General features: G+C 70.8%; 10 protein-coding genes. 5 read left to right on the forward strand and 5 right to left on the reverse strand.

Annotated elements, in window-relative coordinates; genetic code table 11:
- The first annotated feature begins 16 nt into the window (after positions 1-16).
- The 3 genes from WMF29_RS21745 (at position 17) to WMF29_RS21755 (ending at position 3,404) form a co-directional block, all read left to right on the forward strand.
- Positions 17-1,099, forward strand: coding sequence for an NADH:flavin oxidoreductase/NADH oxidase (locus WMF29_RS21745; RefSeq protein ID WP_437330661.1), 1,083 nt, complete (start codon positions 17-19; stop codon positions 1,097-1,099).
- A 119-nt stretch (positions 1,100-1,218) separates the two neighbouring features.
- On the forward strand, positions 1,219-1,794 hold the full coding sequence (locus tag WMF29_RS21750) for a Uma2 family endonuclease (RefSeq protein WP_437330662.1): 576 nt from the start codon (positions 1,219-1,221) through the stop codon (positions 1,792-1,794).
- Positions 1,795-1,856: 62 nt separating this feature from the next.
- Positions 1,857-3,404 carry an Hsp70 family protein gene (locus WMF29_RS21755; RefSeq protein ID WP_437330663.1) on the forward strand — a complete coding sequence of 516 codons (1,548 nt, stop codon included), beginning with the start codon at positions 1,857-1,859 and terminating at the stop codon, positions 3,402-3,404.
- Between the two features lie 112 nt (positions 3,405-3,516).
- Here WMF29_RS21755 and WMF29_RS21760 read toward each other — a convergent pair whose 3' ends face one another.
- The 5 genes from WMF29_RS21760 to WMF29_RS21780 all read right to left on the reverse strand — a co-directional run bounded on the left by WMF29_RS21760 (position 3,517) and on the right by WMF29_RS21780 (position 10,737).
- Entirely contained in the window at positions 3,517-4,812 is a 1,296-nt protein-coding gene (locus tag WMF29_RS21760) for a PAS domain-containing protein (RefSeq protein WP_437330664.1), read from the reverse strand.
- Positions 4,813-5,346: 534 nt separating this feature from the next.
- On the reverse strand, positions 5,347-6,285 hold the full coding sequence (locus tag WMF29_RS21765) for an AEC family transporter (RefSeq protein ID WP_437330665.1): 939 nt from the start codon (positions 6,283-6,285) through the stop codon (positions 5,347-5,349).
- Between the two features lie 80 nt (positions 6,286-6,365).
- A complete protein-coding gene (locus tag WMF29_RS21770) occupies positions 6,366-6,563 on the reverse strand; it encodes a hypothetical protein (RefSeq protein ID WP_437330666.1) in 198 nt (65 codons plus the stop codon).
- 108 nt (positions 6,564-6,671) lie between these two features.
- Positions 6,672-8,660, reverse strand: coding sequence for a transketolase (gene tkt / locus WMF29_RS21775; protein WP_437330667.1), 1,989 nt, complete (start codon positions 8,658-8,660; stop codon positions 6,672-6,674).
- A 361-nt stretch (positions 8,661-9,021) separates the two neighbouring features.
- Positions 9,022-10,737: a hypothetical protein gene (locus tag WMF29_RS21780; RefSeq protein WP_437330668.1), complete on the reverse strand. Its 1,716-nt coding sequence runs from the start codon at positions 10,735-10,737 to the stop codon at positions 9,022-9,024.
- 637 nt (positions 10,738-11,374) lie between these two features.
- Between WMF29_RS21780 and WMF29_RS21785 the strand changes: the two genes are divergently transcribed.
- Both WMF29_RS21785 and WMF29_RS21790 read left to right on the forward strand, forming a co-directional pair.
- Positions 11,375-12,361, forward strand: a complete 987-nt coding sequence (locus WMF29_RS21785; protein WP_437330669.1) for a response regulator — start codon at positions 11,375-11,377, stop codon at positions 12,359-12,361.
- 63 nt (positions 12,362-12,424) lie between these two features.
- Positions 12,425-18,445 carry an AAA family ATPase gene (locus WMF29_RS21790; protein ID WP_437330670.1) on the forward strand — a complete coding sequence of 2,007 codons (6,021 nt, stop codon included), beginning with the start codon at positions 12,425-12,427 and terminating at the stop codon, positions 18,443-18,445.
- The last annotated feature ends 2 nt before the right edge of the window (positions 18,446-18,447 follow it).

Raw genomic sequence — 18,447 nt, forward strand, 5'->3', positions numbered from 1 at the left:
TGACAAGGAGGTCTCCGTGACGAGGTTATTTGAGCCCTTTCGCTTGAAGGACGTGACGCTGCGCAACCGCGTGGTCGTCTCTCCCATGTGCCAGTACTCCTCCAGGAACGGGTACGCGACCGACTGGCACCTCGTTCATCTGGGTTCGATGGCGAGGGGCGGAGTCGGCCTGGCGATCGCCGAGGCGACGGCGGTATCCCCGGAAGGCCGCATCAGCCCTAGAGACGCCGGTCTGTGGGAAGACGGGCAGATCGAGCCTCTCCAGCGGATCGTCGCGTTCGTCAAGGAGCAGGGCGCGGTCGCGGGGATCCAGCTCGCGCACGCGGGGAGGAAGGCGAGCGCCAACCGGCCCTGGGAGGGCGACGATCACCTCACGCAGGACGAGGGCGCCTGGGAGACGCTGGCGCCCTCGGCGAAGGCGTTCGGAGCGAACCTCCCCAAGGTGCCGAGGGAGATGTCGAAGGCCGACATCGAGCGCGTGAAGGGCGATTTCGTCGCCGCCGCGCGGCGGGCGCGCGAGGCGGGCTATCAGTGGCTCGAGCTGCACTTCGCCCACGGCTATCTGGCGCACAGCTTCTACTCGCCGCTCGCCAATGCGCGCACCGACGAGTACGGCGGGTCGTTCGACAACCGGATCCGCTTCCTGGTCGAGACGTTCGAGGCGGTGCGAAACGTCTGGCCGGAGCGCTTGCCGCTGACGATCCGCCTCTCGATCACGGACTGGGTGGACGGCGGCGTCACGGTCGAGGAGTCGATCGAGCTGACGAGGCGGCTCAAGGCCTCCGGCCTCGATCTTCTCGACGCGAGCCACGGGTTCGCCGTGCCCGATCTCTCGAAGATCCCCTGGGGCCCTGGCTTCTTGCTCCCGCACGCCGGGCGCATCCGGAAGGAAGCGGAGCTGCCGGTCGCCGCGGGGTGGTTCATCAACGAGCCCGAGCAGGCCGAAGCAGCCTTGAAGGAGGGCCAGGCGGACCTCATCGTGCTGGCGCACGCCCTCCTGGACGACCCGCACTGGACCTATCACGCGGCCAAGAAGCTCGGAGTGGAGCAGCCGAGCCGCGTCCTCCCGCCGCCCTACGGGCACTGGCTCAAGCGCTGAACAGGGGACGCTGGCCGTCCCCTCGTCCGCTCATGCGTCGGCCGGCGGCGGCGCGCGCGGCACGCCAGCGGTTCCCTCGCCTGTCGCCAGCCATCGGTCGCTGCGCTAAGGTGCGTGCCATGGGCGATGCCGCCGCCAGCCGACGCATGAGCGCCGCCGAGTACCTGGCGTGGGAGCGCGAGCAGCCCGCGAAGCACGAGTACCACCTCGGCGAGGTCTTCGCGATGGCCGGCGGCAGCCCGCGGCACAACTTCCTGTCGACCGCCGCGGGCGCAGAGCTCCGCGCGGCCGTGCACGGCAAGGGGTGTCACGTGCTCTCGTCCGATCAACGGATCTCGGCCAAGCAGGGAGAGCGCTACGTTTACGCGGACGCGGTCGTCGTGTGCGGCGTGCAGACCGAGCCAGGTGCCGGCGACGTCCTCTCGAACCCGACTGCCATCGTGGAGGTGCTCTCGCGCAGCACCGAGGCCTTCGATCGGGGCGAGAAGTGGGAGGGATACCAGCGTCTCCCCTGCCTGACGGACTACCTGCTCGTCTCACCGTGGCACGTGCGCATCGAGCACTATCGACGCGAGGGGGACGGCTCCTGGCGGTATCGCGTGCTCGAGCGTGGCGACACGATCTCCCTGGCGAACGGCGCGCAGGTCTCGGTCGATGCCATCTACGACGGAGCCTTCGCGCTGGAAGCCGACTGACCTCGCAGAGTTTCACCGCGGGCGGCCGGATGTGGCAGCATGGGGCCGGAGGAGACCCCACCTTGCGCCTCGGGATCGATTTCGGAACCACACGGACCGTGGTCGCGTGCTGCGATCGCGGGAACTACCCTGTCGTCAGCTTCCAGGACGCGGCGGGGGACACCGTGGATTTCTACCCCTCCGTGGCCGCCGAGCGGCGGGGGGAGCTCCGGTTCGGCTTCGACGCCCTGGCGGTCGCCTCGGACCCCGAGTGGACGGTGCTCCGGTCGTTCAAGCGCGTGCTCTCCGGCCCGCGCGCGTCGCCCGACGTCGAGGTCGAGATCGGCGGGACGAAGCTCCGGGTGCTCGATCTCTTGACCCTGTTCCTGCGGTCGCTCCGCGACGCCGTGCTGAACCGGTCGAACCGGCCCAAGAAAGACGACGACGGGCGCCTCATCTCGGTCGTGGCGACCCCGGCCAACGCGCACGGGTCGCAGCGGTTCGTGACGCTCGACGCGTTCCGCCGCGCCGGCTTCGAGGTCATCGCGCTCCTGAACGAGCCGTCGGCCGCCGGCTTCGAGTACACGCACCGCCACCGCAGCACCATCACGTCGAAGCGCGAGCACATCGTCGTCTACGACCTCGGCGGCGGGACGTTCGACGCGTCGCTCGTCCACATGACCGGGCGCAGCCACGACGCCGTGACGACCGCGGGCCTGAACCACCTCGGCGGCGACGACTTCGACGCCGCGCTGGCCTCGATGGCGCTCGACGCCGGCAAGATCGAGCGCGATGGCCTGCCGGCGCGCGCGCTCGCGGCGCTCGCGGACCAGTGCCGCGAGGCGAAGGAGCGGCTCAACCCGAACTCCCGGCGCATCGTGATCGACCTGGAGGCCTGCCTGGGCGACCTCTCGCCCGCCCGCGAGGTGACGATCGCGACCTCCGACTACTACGACCGGTGCGTGCCCCTCGTGGAGTCGACCATCGCGGCGATGCAGCCGGTGATCGCGCGCCTCGACGCCGGCGCGGGCGAGGCGCTCGCCGACATCGCGGGGATCTACGTGGTCGGCGGCGCGAGCTCGCTGCCCATCGTCGCGCGGACGCTGCGCGAGCGCTTCGGGCGCCGCGTCCATCGCTCCCCCTACCCCTCGGCGGCGATCGCGATCGGCCTGGCCATCGCCGTCGACGAGGACGCGGGCTTCGAGCTCTCCGACCGGCTCTCGCGCCACTTCGGGGTGTTCCGGGAGGGCAGCGGCGGGGACGAGGTGGTCTTCGACCCGATCTTCGACCGGGAGGCGCGCATCCCGTCGAGCCACGAGGCGCCGGTGGTCTCGCGGCGCGTGTACCGGGCGGCGCACAACGTCGGCCGCTACCGGTTCGTCGAGTGCGCGGCGCTCGACCGGCTCGGCGTGCCCCACGGCGACATCACGGCGTTCAACGAGGTCGTGTTCCCCTTCGACAGGCGGCTCCGCGATCGCGCGGCCGAGCTCGGCGGGGTGACCGTCGAGCGCATGGGCAACGAGGGGCCGCTGATCGAGGAGCAGTACGCGATCACCTCGCACGGGATCGTCGAGGTGACGATCACCGACGTGGAGGCAGGGTACCGGCGCGTCTACCAGGTCGGGGCGTGAGGGCGCGCTGGTACCGGGTTGCTCGCGATCGCCCATGGGGCGCTGGCAACGGGCACTCCTGATCGCACATCGAAGGGATCGCCTCCGCTCGACGACACGCGGGCCTGCCCGCTCACGCGCCCGGGGCGGCTTGCCCGCTCGCGCGACCGGGGCGAGGCGAGAGGGCATACGCGATGCCCGAATCGAGCGTGGACCGCACCAGGAGCCCGCCCAGATCCGCCCCGAGCTCGACGAGCGTCCGCGCGATCGCGGGCTGGATCCCCGTCAGGAGCACCTGCGCGCCCAGCAGGTTCACCGCGCGCGCCGTCCGCACAAGCGCGCTCGCGACCTGGGCGTCGATGGTCGGCACGCCCGTAACGTCGAGGATCACCATCGAGGCCTGGTGGGCGACGATGCCAGCCAGCAGGATCTCGAGCACCTGCTGAGCCCGCGGCGCATCGATGTTGCCGATGAGCGGCATCACCACCACGCCGCGCGCGATCGGCAGCAGCGGCGTGGAGAGGGCGCGCAGCCTGGCCTCCTGCAGGTGGATGATCTCGTCCTGAAGCCGCTGAGCCTCGGCCTCGGCCGCACGGCTTTCGGTGACCTCCACGGAGATGCCGCACACCGCATGCAGCCTGCCTCGTGAATCCAGCAGCGGGAACCTGTTCGTCACGAAGGAATGGACGCGGCCCTCGAGCAGGAGCTGCTCCTCTTTGACGAGCGGCGCCTCCGTCGCGATGACCTGCCGCTCCGACTGCGCAAAAGCCTCGGCGAGCTCCGAGGGCATGACGTCGCGATCGGCGCGCCCGAGCACCGCGTCGCGGGAGAGGCCCATGAGCCGCTCGAAGTGCCTGTTGACGAGCGCATAGCGGCCGTTCAGATCCTTGACGTACACGGCGCTGGGCGCGTGCTCCACGAGTGCGGTGACGAATGCCGTGCTGTCCTGGTACGCCTGTTGGGCGCGCATCCTGTCGGTCACGTCGAGGTTGATCCCGATCACGTAGCGCGCGTCGCCCACGTCGGCCGCCGACATCCTGGTCTCGGTCCAGACGGTGCGGTCCTCGGTGCGCTCGAGGCCGGCGTCGGCCGTGTTGTACGCGGTCGGCGCCATGATCACGCCTCCGCCGCTCCGGATCACCTGATCGAAGTGGGCAGTGTATCCGCCCGCCATGGCGACAGGGTCCTCGTACATATTATGCTTGCCGACCATGGCATCCTTCGACGGCACGGCCAGTATCTCGCGGTTCCGCCGGTTGATGTCCACAAGTACGCCGTCGGCGCCGTAGAGGGCCGACGGGACCGGCAGGTGCTCGAAGACGCCCTGATACAGCGCCGCCTGCGCCTCCGCGGCCTGGGCGCGCTGCTCCAGCGCCTTGACCTCGCAGCGGAGCCGCTCCAGCTCCGCCTGCAGTCCATCGATGTCCATGCCCCGCGGGATCATCGGATCTACCCTTTCAGCTCGCCAGTGGCCATCGCGCTCAGGTCGTGTACATTCACTATTACACGCCGGACACTTACATGTTCCGTCCAGCATTGCCAAGCCGATTTGCTGAGCTCGGCTTTCAGCGATTGGGCGCGTGGTGGCGCTCACACCTGCGCGGGACCTGCGCTCTGCGTCGAATTGGGTCGCGTCAGGTAGCTCGCTCGCGCCTGATGTAGGCACAGCGAAAACTCGCCTGCACCTGGCGGGGCCCCTCGCCTGGAGACCGGGCATCCCGGTCAAGCGGTTGCGCGCCGCACCGATGGCTGCGGATGAGACACCTGGGGAAATGCTCGAGTCGGGGAGATCCCACGGGCATTTCCACGGTTCGGGATCGCGTGGTCAAGGCCGCCGTGCGGATGATCATCGAGCCGATCTTCAAAGCTCATGGACGCGCGGTGGCGGTATGGAATTTCGTCTCGTTTGCGACAGGCATGCTCCAGAGATCGGTGCCTGATGAGCGGGGAAGCGGAGGGCGCGCTACGGGACGATCCGGCGCAGCGCCTCGACCAGGATCGGCAGGGTCGCCAGCGCGCCGAGCGTGGTCACGACCGCGGTGGCCGCGGCGAACTGGCCGTCGCAGCCGTACCGCGCGGCGACGATCACGGACACCATGGACGTCGGCATGGCGGACTGCAGCACCGCCACCTCGGAGGTGGGCCGCTTCAGGCCGAGCGCGACCGCGGCGCCGAGCGCGACCGCGGGCGACAGGAGCAGCTTCACCGCGGCGACGGCCGCGAGCGGCCGCACGCGGCCGCGGAGCGAGGCAAGGTCGAGGCTGAGGCCCAGCGCGAGGAACACGAGCGTCGGGGTCGCGCTCCCGAGCGCGCCGAGCGCGTGCTCCAACCACACCGGCAGCGGGATCGGCACAGCGTGGAGCGTGAGCCCGACGGCGATCGACAGCACGTTGGGGTGCAGGAGCACCGCGAGCAGGCCCCGCCCACCCCCGCCGCCGCCCCCGCCCATGCGCGCGGCGAGCGCTACGCCGAAGGTCCACAGGAGGAACGCCGTGACGATGCTGTCGACGAGGATCGCCGTCCCCGCCGCGCCGCCCGCGTCGCCGTAGAGGGCCAGCACGACGGGGACGCCGAGGAAGCCGGTGTTGGAGAAGCTGCCGACGAGGCCGGCGGCGCCCTGCGCGGCGCGCGGGAGCCCGAGCGCCCGCGCCACCGCGACCCCGGCGAGGGCGCACGCGAAGAGCGCGACCGTCGACGCGGCGACCGCGCCCCACGCGCCGTGACCGATGCCCGAGCGGCGGAGCACGGTGACGATCAGCGCGGGCGTGGTGACGTCGATGACCAGCCGCTGCAGCACGGCGGCGTCCGCCTGGCCGGCCCGGCCCAGCGCCCGCAGCAGCACGCCGACCCCGAGCACCGCGAAGAGGGCCAGGAGCTGCGAGATCAGGTCGCCCGACGGCACGGCCGGCTTTTAGCTCGGCGGGGAGCGGCGTCCAGCGCTCTCGTCCCTCACCCGGCCTTCGTGAACGACCAGCGCCCGCGTCATCGCGCGCCTCGCCCCGGTGTCCCGTAGGATGGCCGCGGCGCCGCGCCGCCGTCGGCCGCGGCAGGGCAGCTCTCCGCGGTCTCGCCGGTGCAGCACTCGGCCTGGTTGGCGCCGAACAGGGGGCAACGGCTGTTCACGCAGGCGGCGTGGCCATGGATGTAGGCGAGCGGCGAAGTGCAGAGCGGGCAGCGCACCGCGGCAAACTATAACGCCGGCCGGTCGGCAGCGGAACGGGAGATGGAAACCGCGCCGGGAACGCCGAGGAATATTGCTTCCCGGCGTTCCCTCGCTCCTTCAGGTGGTCAGGGCACGAGGTCCTGCACCGCCTGCACCACCGCCTGGGCGTTCATGCCCAGCCGATCCATCACGATGTCGCCGGGGGCGCTCGTACCGAAGCGGTCGATCCCGAGGGCGATCCCCTTGAAGCCGACCCACCGGTGCCAGCCGAAGGTGACGCCCGCCTCGATGGACACGCGCCGCGTGCACGCGGCGGGCAGCACGGCCTCACGGTAGGCGTGATCCTGGCGCGCGAACCGCTCCACGCAGGGCATCGAGACGACGCGGACGCCGGGCCCGATCCGCTTCGCGGCCTCGACCGCGTGCTGCACCTCGCTGCCCGTCGCGATCAGGATGGTCTCGAGCGCCGCCGTCTCCTTGACAAGGACATAGGCGCCGCGCCGGACGCCCTCGCGCTTCGCGGCGGCGTCGCCCGGAAGCAGCGGGACGGCCTGGCGCGTGAGCGCGAGGACCGTCGGGCCGTCGTTGCGCTCCAGCGCGGAGATCCAGGCGCCGGCCGTCTCCTCGGCGTCCGCCGGCCGGATGACGTCCAGATCGACGATGGCGCGCAGCCCGGCGACGGTCTCCACGGGCTGGTGCGTCGGCCCGTCCTCGCCCACGCCCACCGAGTCGTGCGTGAAGATGTAGATGACCGGCAGGTGCGACAGCGCTGCGAGGCGGACGCTCGGCCGCAGGTAGTCCGCGAACACGAGGAACGTCGCGCCGCTCGGCCGCAGGCCGCCGTGGTACGCGATGCCGTTCATGATCGCCCCCATGCCGTGCTCGCGGATGCCGGCGCGGATGTTCCGGCCGCCGGGGTGCTCCGGATCGAAGTCGGTGCTCGAGGCGATGTAGTTGAACGTCGAGCCGTAGAGGTCGGCGCTCGACCCGATGAGCGCGGGCACCGCCTCGGCGACCGCCTGCAGCACGGTCTCGCCGGCCTTGCGCGTGGCGACCTTGGTGCCGGCGGCGAAGGCGGGGACGCGCGCGTCGAGGTCCGCCGGGAGCTTCTTCGCGAGGCCGTCGTCGAGCTGGCGGGCGAGCTCCGGGTTCTTCGCGCGCCAGGCCTGGAAGGTCGCCTCCCACGCCCCGCGCACCTTGGCGAGCTCTTCCTTGCGCGTCGCGAAGAACTGCTTCACCTCCTCGCTGACGTAGAAGTGCTCCGCGGGCAGCCCCAGGTTCTTGCGGGCCTGATCCACGAACTTGGTGCCGCCCTCGCCGTGCGCCTTCTGCGTGCCGGCGACCTCCGGGATCCCCTTGCCGATGAGGGTGTGGGCGACGACGAACTTCGGCTTTCCGCTCTTCGACGCCCGCGCCTGGCCGAGCACCCGGTGGACGGCCTCCAGATCGTTGCCCTGCTCGATGTGGAGCACCTCGAAGCCGTAGGCCTCGAAGCGCTTCGCCGTGTCCTCGCTCTGGGTCTTGATGGCCATCGCGTCGAGGGTGACGTCGTTGGCGTCGTAGATGAGGATCAGGTTGTCGAGCTTGAAATGCCCCGCGAAGGAGGCCGCCTCGGCGGCCACGCCCTCCTGGAGGCAGCCGTCGCCGGCGAGGCAGTAGACCTGGAGATCGAAGATCGTGTGCTCCGGCGTGTTGTAACGCGCGGCGAGCATCTTGGCGGCCACCGCGTGCCCGACGGCGTTGCCCACGCCCTGGCCGAGCGGGCCCGTCGTCGCCTCGACACCCTCGGTGTAATGGTACTCCGGGTGGCCGGGCGTCTTCGACTCCCACTGCCGGAAGCGCCGGACGTCGTCGAGCGACACCGGATAGCCGGAGAGGTGCAGCCAGGCGTAGAGGAACATGCTGCCGTGGCCTGCGGACAGGACGAAACGATCGCGGTTCAACCAGTGCGGTTCGCTCGGATCGTGGCGGAGGATGTCGCCGTAGAGCGCGGCCCCGATCTCGGCGGCCCCTAGCGGTAGGCCGAGGTGACCGGATGAGCAGGCGTGGACGGCGTCCATGGCGAGGCCGCGGGCGATCGAGGCCGCGGCGGCGAGCTTGGCGAAATCAGGCATGGCGCGCACTCTAACCTACTTCGTCGCGAAGCGCGCCCCTTCGCGAGGCCCCTCACCCCGCCGCCCGGCGCCTGGAGCGGTCCGAGCGCGCCTCGGCGCTCGCGTGACTGTCCAGGCTTTCGTGGGATGCGCGGGAGCCGCGGGGCGGAAGGCGGAGATCTGGCCGGTCCGGTCATCGGCCGCCATGCGCAGACGCCCGCCGCGCGGCCCGCTGGGGCTCGCGGGCCCCGGCGGGTGCTCGCGTGGCGCCGCGCGGGGACGGACCCCGGGCGGTGTCACGCGAACAGCCGCCGCCCCGCGGCGCGGGACGCAATGGCGCCGGTGCGGTCGTCACCCCCTGGCGCAGGCGCGCTCGCGTGCGTCAGGGGGCCAAGACCGCGGCAAAGCCGTCCTTGCCCGCCGCGGTGAGCGGACCGGTGCCGAAGTCGGCTGTGCCCATGAAGTCGCCTACGAGCGCGATACGGCCGTCGCGATACGTCGTCATGCCTCGTACCGGGGCGCGCGTGTTCGTCGACTTGCGGCGCCAGAGCTCCGCGCCGGAAGCATCGAATTTGACGAGGGACTGCCCTCCCAGGGTGATGATGTTGCCGGCGGAGTCCGTCACCACGGCGTCGCTCGGCGCCTCTCGATGCCAGAGGTAGTCGCCGAGCGGGCTCAGCTTCGCCACGAAGTGCGTCCTGGCGGGGATTGGCCCACCGCCGAGATCCAGATTTCCCAGGCTGCGGCCCACGACAAGGACATTGTCCTCGGGGTCGACTGCGACATCCTTTGCCTCTCCTCCATCGTCCGAGAATGGCACCGGTCCGGACAGGAGCTTTCGCCAGAGCAGCGTGCCCGTAGGGGCTCGCTTCTCGACATGGAAATAGTAGGCGCAGGGACATAGCCCTTGGCCGTCCGCGTGCCCCATGGCCGCCAGGACGTTGCCGGCGCTGTCCATGGCGATCCCGCCTGGACTTTCGAAGCTCCGATGGGAGAACCCCCACATGTACTCGCCCGCCGCATCGAATGTCCTCACGGTCATGTCGGTGTCGACGGAGCTCGGGTAGACGAACAGCGCAGCGGAGGTGCCCGCGGCGCCCACCGCGATGCCTCGCAGGTTGATCGAGAGCGCGGAGCTACCGGTGATGTATCCGCGGCTGAAGATGTGGTTCCCGTCCGGATCGAGCTTGACGAAGAAGACGGCGGTCCGCGAGGAGTCACTGACCCAGGGGAGCGGGCCGCCTCCGAAGTCGACAGGCCGCGGCAGCCCGTCGAAGAGGGCGCCGCCATAGTTTCCGCCGAGGAAGATATTGCCGCTCGCGTCGAGCGCGATCTTGGTTCCTGCTTCCCCGTAGGGGATGCTGCCGAATCGTTTGCTCCATATCGCATGGCCTGCCGGGTCGAGCTTGAGCACGAACACATCCGTAGATCCTGCGCTCACGAGCGGCCCCGCCCCGAAATCGACCGTCCCCTCGAACGCGCCCGTCACATAGAGGTTGCCCGCGGCGTCCGTTGCGACGCCGTAGGCGGCGTCAGCTCCATCGCCGCCCAGAGCGGCGGACCACAGCGGAGGAGGCGAGCATTGCCCCGTGCCGTCGCAGTCCTCGTCGGCCTCCGTGATGCAGTCTTCGGCCGACGGCGTGACGTCGCCGGTGCACGGGCCATAGCCGGATCCGTCGGGCAGGCAGGTTTGAGCACCGGCGGTGCAGAGCCCTACGCCTTGCGTGCCCGGGGGCCCCGAATAGCAGCTCAGCTGCGACCCCGGCTCGCAAATAGCGGCGCTGCCGCCCCCGGTCGCTGGCCCTCCCCCCGCGCCTCCCTGACCTCCGCCCCCGGTCGCCGGCTCTCCCCCCGCGCCTCCCTGACCTCCGCCCCCGGTCGCCGGCTCTCCCCCCGCGCCTCCCTGGCCTCCGCCCCCAGTCGCCGGCTCTCCCCCCGCGCCTCCTTGCCCGCCACCACCGCCGGTCGCCGGCTCTCCCCCCGCGCCTCCTTGCCCGCCGCCACCGCCGGTCGCCGGCTCTCCCCCCGCGCCCCCCGCGCCCCCCTGGCCACCACCGCCTCCGGTCGTGCAGCCGACGGCCAGCGCCATCCCGAGCATCGCAGCCCCTCTTAGCCCCTGCCACACCCGAGCACCTCCGTGTCTCACGTGCTCCACCTTTCCGTTCCGGGTTGCTGACGACGGGTTCCCCGAGCGCTTCCCTCCCGGTTCTGGACGCGGGAGGAGCGCAGGCCACGATGCGCTAGGTGCGCCGACTCGCGCGCACATTCATCTCGCGAGAAGCCCAGGCGGGCAGGAGCACAGGCCAGCGGCCGGCAGCGCTCAGGGCGCCCGAGCGCGAGGAGCTCCAGCGGCTGGAGATGGGGATGGAGCGTGAGCGCCGAAAAAAGCGGAGGACTCCCCGCGAACGAAAGCAAGTGAGGCGAGCCGACACGGGACCTCGGAACGAGGCGGAAAGCGCCCATCTCATGCGTACTCATGCGTACGTAGATGAAAGGGAGGACCTGTGTGGCTCAGCCCACCCTCTCCGCCCACCCTACGACCCTCTCCGCTTCCGCCTACAAAAGGTATGTTAAGGCTGAACAGCCCGTGGTACGAACCGAAGAAGAGAAGGTGGAATGTTTCTTGTGACGGGGCCGCCAGCTCACCGTGTACGCATTTGCTCGCTCGCTATCCGCCGGGGCACGCCGACCGGGCGCACGAGGCTCGCTCGATCGTGCTGAGCCGGCAGAATCCCATGCAAGAGCAAGAAACTCCGCTCTCTGGGCTCGTCCTCATCGTGGACGATAGCGCCGACAACCTGGCCGTGCTGTCGAGCGCGCTCATTTCCGATGGCCTGGAGGTCGCCGTCGCGCGCGACGGTGAGGAGGCGATCGAGCTGGCCAGCCGGGCCCAGCCCGACCTCGTCTTGCTCGACGCTCTGATGCCCGGCCTCAGCGGGTTCGAGACGTGCCGGCGGATCAAGGCCGATCCGGCGACGCAGAGCATCCCCGTCATCTTCATGACGGCGCTCGCCGAGGCGAGGTTCAGGATCCAGGGCTTCCGCGTCGGCGCCGTCGACTATGTGACAAAGCCGTTCGAGAAGACCGAGCTCCTGGCGCGGGTGCACACCCAGATCTCGCTCCGGCGCGCAACGCGGGCTCTCGAGGAGCGGAATACGAGGCTCACGGAGGAGATCCGGGAGCGCGCCAAGGCGGAGGAGGCGCTGGCGCAGGCCGTGCAGCTGCTGCGCGACACGAACGAGCGGCTCTCGCAGCAGCTGGTGCAGAGCGAGAGCGCCGAGGCGGCCAGGGCGGCGCTGCAAGAGCAGATCATCGCGGCCCAGCGGGAGCGGCTCCTCGAGCTCTCCGCTCCGCTCATTCCGATGATCGATGGCGTCCTCGTGATGCCCCTCATCGGCACGGTGGACGTCGAGCGTGCCGGACAAGCGGTCGAGACAGCGCTGCGCGGAGCGAGCGAGCGCACGGCGGACACTCTCATCATTGACATCACCGGCATAAAAGCAGTAGATGAGACGGTTGCGCGCATGCTCGTGCAAGCGGCGATGGGGCTCTCGCTCCTCGGCACGCGGACGATCGTCACGGGCATCCGCGCAGAGGTGGCGCAAACGCTCGTGGCGCTCGACCTGCACCTCGATCAGCTCGTGACGAAGGCCACCCTGCAGTCGGGCGTGGAGCACGCGCTGCGGACACGCGGCCGCCGCCGGCACAAGCCCGAGCTCTGAAGTACCGGAGAATTCCGTCGTTCGCCGGGCGTCTCCGCCGACCCGAAGAGGAGCTGAACCGGGATGGATCTGAGAGACTACGTTGTGGGGGACGTGATGCACGAAGGGGCCGAGACCCGCGTGTGCCGCGCGGTCCATCGCCCCTCCGGCGACAGGGTGGTGCTCAAGCTCCCCGCGGCGGCCGCGCCGAGCTCGCGCGTGACGGGGCGCATCCTGCATGAGCATCACATCCTGACACAGCTCGGAGAGGTGTCGGGGGTAGCGCGGGCGCGGGAGCTCCTGCAGCGGGGCGGCACGGCCGCGCTGGTGATCGAGGACCCCGGCCTCCGGTCGCTGGATCTAGAGCTCGCCGAGCGCGGGCGCCTGCCGGTGGAAGCGGTGCTGAGGCTGGGAGCGCTCCTCGCTCGATCCCTCGAGGCCGTGCACGCGGCCGGCATAACGCACAAGGATATCAAACCACAGAACGTGCTGGTCGACGCGGGGTACGCGCAGGTCAAGCTGCTCGACTTCGGCATCGCCTCGTCGCTGCCGCTGGAGGCGACGGCGGCGAGCATCCCCGAAGGGCTCGAGGGGACACTGGCGTACATGTCGCCCGAGCAGACGGGCCGCACAGCGCGGGCGCTCGATCCCCGCACCGACCTGTACTCGCTCGGAGTGACGCTCTTCGAGGCGCTCTCAGGGCGGCTACCGTTCACCGAGCGCGACCCGCTCTCGCTGGTGCACGCGCACCTGGCCAAGGAGCCGCCGTCCCTCGACGAGGTCGTCCCCGATGCGCCTCCGGGCCTCGCGGCGATCGTGTCCAGGCTCCTCGCGAAGAACCCTGACCGGCGGTACCAGACGGCCAAGGGCGCAGCGGAAGACCTGGAGCGAGCGCTGCGCATGTGGCGCGAGCGCGGCGCGGTGGAGCGCTTCACGCTCGGGGACAAGGATTTCTCGCAGAAGCTGCGGCTGCCGGACGTCCTCGTCGGGCGAGAGCATGAGCGCGATCTGCTGGGCGCGGCCTTCGCCCGCGCCGCCGAGGGCGCGGCGGAGCTCGTGCTCATCGGCGGCCCGTCCGGCATCGGCAAGACGGCGCTCGTGCGCACCGTCTACCGGGACATCGCGCGCGCGGGGCGCGGGCTCCTGATCTCGGGCAAGCACGACCAGCTCGCGCGGTCGACGCCCTACGCGGCCATGGCGCAAGCGTTCGGGGCGCTGATGCAGCAGTGGCTGGCGAGCCCGAAGCCGACGCTGACGGCGTGGCAGGAGCGGATCAGGGCCGACGTGGGGGACAACGCCCGGCTCATCGCCGACGTGGTGCCGGAGCTCGACCTGATCATGGGCAAGCTCGCGCCGGTGCCGCCGGTGCACGGCGAGCAGGTGCTCGCCCGCCAGCGGCTGACCTGGCTGAACTTCGTGCGGGCGGTCACGACGCCGAACGCGCCGCTCGTGATGTTCCTCGACGACATGCAGTGGGCCGACAGCGCCACGCTGGAGATCCTGAGGACGCTGCTGACCGACGCAGAGCGAAGAGAGCTCCTCTTGATCGCGGCGTACCGCGACAACGAGGCGCCCCCCGAGCACCCGCTGTGGAGGCTCGTGGCGTCGGTCGAGGAGAGCGGGGCGAGGGTGTCGAGGATGTCGGTGCACCCCCTTTCGGCGGAGCACGTGCAGGCATGGACAGCGCGGGCGCTGAGCAGCGAGGCGGCGCGGGTGGAGCCGCTCTCGCGTATCCTGTGGCAAAAGACGCGAGGAAACCCGTTCTTCATGGAGCAGCTGCTGCTGTCCCTGCACCGGCAGAGCAAGGTGGCGCGGGACCCGGAGAGCGGCGCGTGGCGCTGGGGCCAGAAGGAGATCGAGCAGGCGCAGGTGACCGACAACGTCGTCGCCCTCCTGACGGACAAGCTGCTCGAGATGCCTGAAGCGACACAGCAGCTCCTGGGGCTCGCGGCGTGCGCGGGGCACGCTTTCCACCTCCACGACCTGGAGCGGCTCAGCGGATGGGAGCGCGCCCGGGTGACCGGCGCGCTGTGGCCCGCCCTGCGGGAGGAGCTGGTGGTGCCCGCCGATGGAGCCTACCGGACCGCGCAGGCGCTGGGAGAGGCCGGAGCCGGAACCGGAACCGGAACCGGAGAAGGAGCGCTCGACGCTGAATACCGCTTCTTGCACGACCGCGTGCAGCAGGCGAGCTACGAGCGGGCCCCGCCGGCGCAGCGCGTCCTGGCGCACCTGGAGATCGGCCGGCGGCTGTGGGCGCGGCATCGGGCGCAGGGGGGCACACCCCAGGAGCTCCTGGAGCTGGTGCGGCACCTCAACCTGGGCTCAGCGCGGATGGACTCCGCAGGCGAGCGCGAGGCGCTGGCACGGCTGAACCTCGAGGCCGCGCGCGCCGCGAAGGCGGCGAGCTCGTACCGGCTCCTCCTGAGCCTCGCCGAGGCCGCGCAGGGCTTGCTGGGCGATGACGCCTGGCGCAAGGACGCGGCGCTGTGCGCGGAGCTCGCGCTCGAGCAGATCGAGGCGGCCTTTCTGCTGCGGGAGTTCGACGACGTCGAGGCGCGGTGCGCGCGGCTGCTCGCCATGCCGCTGCCGGCGCTCACCAGGCTCTCGGCGCAGGAGCTCCGCGTCCGCAGCGCCCAGGCGGCGGGCCAGTTCGCGCGAGGGGTCGAGCTCGGGCTCGCCGCGCTCACGGAGCAGGACATCGCGTTTCCGGGCACGGACGAGGCGCGCAGCGCCGCGCTCCTCGAGGAGTCCGCCGAGCTGGATCGATGGTTCGAGCGCGACCCGGACGCGTTCGAGCGGATGCCCCTCGATCCCTCCCCGGAGCAGGTGCTCATCGATGCGCTGACGATGCACCTCATGGTGTGTGCGGCGATCGGCGGTCAACCGCTGCTGTCCGGGCTCGTGATCGCCCGCGCCGTGCTGAGGGTGCGAGAGCGGCGCGCGCTCACGCCCGTCTCTCCCTTCATCATCGTTTGCTTCGCGAACGTCTGGTCGCTCACCACGGGCATGTATCGTCGCGCTGCGTGCTGGGTCGGCCCTGGAGTGCGCGCGGCCGAGCGCGTCGCGTCGCCCTTTCTGGCAGAGTGTCTGTCTTTCCACGGGCAGTACACGGCCTACTCCCGCCCCGCGGATGAAATGGCGCCCATCTTCGAGCGGACCTGCGCGACCGGCCTGAAGGTCGGCTCGTTCCAGGGGGCGAGCTGGGGGCTGGAAGGCGACCTGTTCTATTACCGAGTGTGGCGTGGCCAGCCGCTCCGGCAGCTCGAGGCGCACCGGGCGGCGCGCTGGGGGTTGATGCAGCGCGCGGGGACCGCGCTCGGGACGCACTATTTCGAGGCGATCGCGTCGTGGTGCGACCTCTTGACGAACGCCGACGGCGCGGGGAGGCTCCTGTCGGGCGAGCCGCTCTCACGAGGATCGCGCTCCTTCCTGGCTGACGGAGACGGGATGGCAGCCGAGCTGGCTCGCATCCTCGAGGCGCACCTGTTCCTCGTCGCGGGCGCGTACCCGAAGGCGCTCGCGCGGGCACGGGAGGCCGAGCAGTTCCGCGTGTCCATCTTCGGCTTTCCCCCGGTCACGGACATACCGCTCTGGCTCGCGCTCGCGGCCGCGAGGTGCTGGCCGACAGCCGCGGACGCGGCGGAGCGGGCCGGGCTCCGCGAGGACATCGAGCGAGGCCTCGCGCGGCTGAGGTACTTCGCCGAGGGGAGCGCGGACAATTTCCTCCACAAGCTGCGCCTCCTCGAGGCCGAGCACGCCCGCGTGCAGGGCAAGACCGACGAAGCCATGGCCAGGTACGACGAGGCCATCGAGCTCGCGCGCGAGCAGCGATTCTTTCCTATCGAAGCCCTGGCCGCTCAGCTCTGCGCCGAGTTTCACCTCGAGGCGGGCAGGAGCCGTGTCGCCGCGCTGTACCTGCGCGAGGCCAGGGACGCCTATGCTCGCTGGGAGGCGCACGCCGTGGTGGCCCACCTGGAGGCGAGGTGGCCCGCCCTGCTCCGCGCGCCTGCCCGGCCCGCGACGGCGGAGCGCCGCCGCACGACGGGCGTCGCCACGCTGACCACCACGGGCGTCACCGGCGGCGCGCAGCTCGACGTGAACACCGCGGTGCGCGCGGCGCGGGCGCTGTCGAGCGAGCTCGACCCGGAGCGGGTCGTCGGGCGTCTGATGGAGCTCGTGCTGGAGAGCGCCGGGGCGCAGCGCGGCGTCCTGCTGCTCGGCGAAGGCGAAGAGCTCTCGGTCGTGGCGCGGCTCTCGGTGGAGGGAGGCCGCATCGAGACGGGCCTGTCCGAGCCGCTCTCGCAGAGCAGCGAGGTGGCGAGGACGGTGGTGCACTACGTGGCGCGCACGAACGAGCCGGTCGTGGTGGACGACGCCAGGTCGGACGCGCGCTTCGCGGCCGATCCGCACCTGGCCTCGCGCCCCGTGCTCTCGCTCCTCTCGCTTCCTTTGTCGCATCGAGGGCGCCTCCTCGGCGTGCTCTACCTCGAGCATCGAGAGGTGCCTGCGGCGTTCCCCGAGCGGCGGGTGGAGCTCCTGTCGGTGCTCGCCGCGCAGGCCGCCATCGCCGTCGAGAACGCCCTCCTGTACCGGGACCTGGAGGCCAAGATCAAGGAGCGCACCGTCGAGCTCCGCATCGCCAAGGAGGCCGCGGAGCGCGCCAGCCAGGCGAAGAGCGACTTTCTCTCCAGCATGAGCCACGAGCTGCGAACGCCGCTCAACGGGATCATGGGTTATGCCCAGATCCTGGAGCGAACCCCCGACGTCCCGCCGGCGTGGCGGGAGGGCCTGCGGGTCATCCAGAAGTCGAGCGAGCACCTGCTCTCGCTCATCAATGACCTGCTGCACCTGGCCAAGATCGAGGCGGGGAAGATGGACTCCGTCCTGACGGAGTTCCGGTTGCCTGCGCTCGTGCGGACCGTGGTCGACCTGTGCCGGGTGCGCGCCGAAGCGAAGGCGATCACATTCTCCCACGATCTTCGCGGCCCTGCGCTTCAGGCCGTCTGCGCCGACGAGAAGCGGCTGATGCAGGTGCTCTTGAACCTCCTCGGCAATGCCATCAAGTTCACCGAGCGGGGAGGCGTGGCCCTCCACGTCGAGGTGCTGGAGGAGACCGTCCCGGCAGGGCGGATGGTGCGGTTCCGGGTCGAGGATACGGGTCCTGGGATCGCCCCGGAGCACCTGTCGCGCATCTTCGAGCCCTTCGAGCAGGTGGGGGAGCAGAGCGCGAAGAGCGAGGGCACAGGGCTTGGCCTCGCCATCACGAAGAAGCTCGTGCAACAGATGGGTGGTGCGATCGAGGTGCAAAGCGAGGTCGGCGAGGGCAGCGTCTTTGCCGTGACGCTTCCGCTCGCCGAGGTGCAGCTCGCGACGAGCCCAGGCGAAGCCAGGGGGTGGGACACGATCGTCGGCTATCAGGGGGAGCGCCGCGCGGTGCTCATCGTGGACGACAATCCCGACAATCGCGCGGTGGTACGCGAGCTCCTCGGCCCGCTCGGCTTCGAGCTGCGCGAGGCGGACGGCGGTGAGGCGGCGCTGCGCATGGCGGCGCTGCGCGCGCCGGCGCTCATCCTGCTGGACGTGTACATGAAGGGCATGGACGGCTACGAGACCGCGCGTCGCCTCAGGCGCATGCCCGAGCTCCGGCAGGTCGTCATCCTGGCCTCGTCGGCGAGCGTATCCGAGGCCGAGCGGCAGCAGTGCGCCAGCGCCGGCTGCGATGACTTCTTGCCCAAACCGATCGTGGCGAGCGCGCTCCTCGACAAGATATCGCGGTTGCTTGGCATCGAGTGGCTTCGCCGCGATGAAGCCCCCGCTCGGGACGCGCCGGCGGAGGAGCCCGAAGGCGGCGGACACCTCGCGCCGCCTCCGGCCGACGAGCTGGCGATCCTGTCGGCGCTCGCGAAGAAGGGGCTCGTCCACAAGATCCTGGAGGAGGCGGAGCGGATAGCGCAGCACGACCCGCGTCTCAGACCTTGGATCGAGCAGCTCACGACGCTGGCACGCAGCTACCAGACCCGGAAGCTGCGGGACTTTGTCGGCGCGTACGGCCCAAACGGCGCGGGCGGCGCCGACGGCCGCGCGGATCCACAAGAATCGACGTAGCG

Source organism: Sorangium sp. So ce381 (assembly GCF_051473845.1).
Lineage (GTDB): Bacteria > Myxococcota_A > Polyangia > Polyangiales > Polyangiaceae > Sorangium > Sorangium atrum.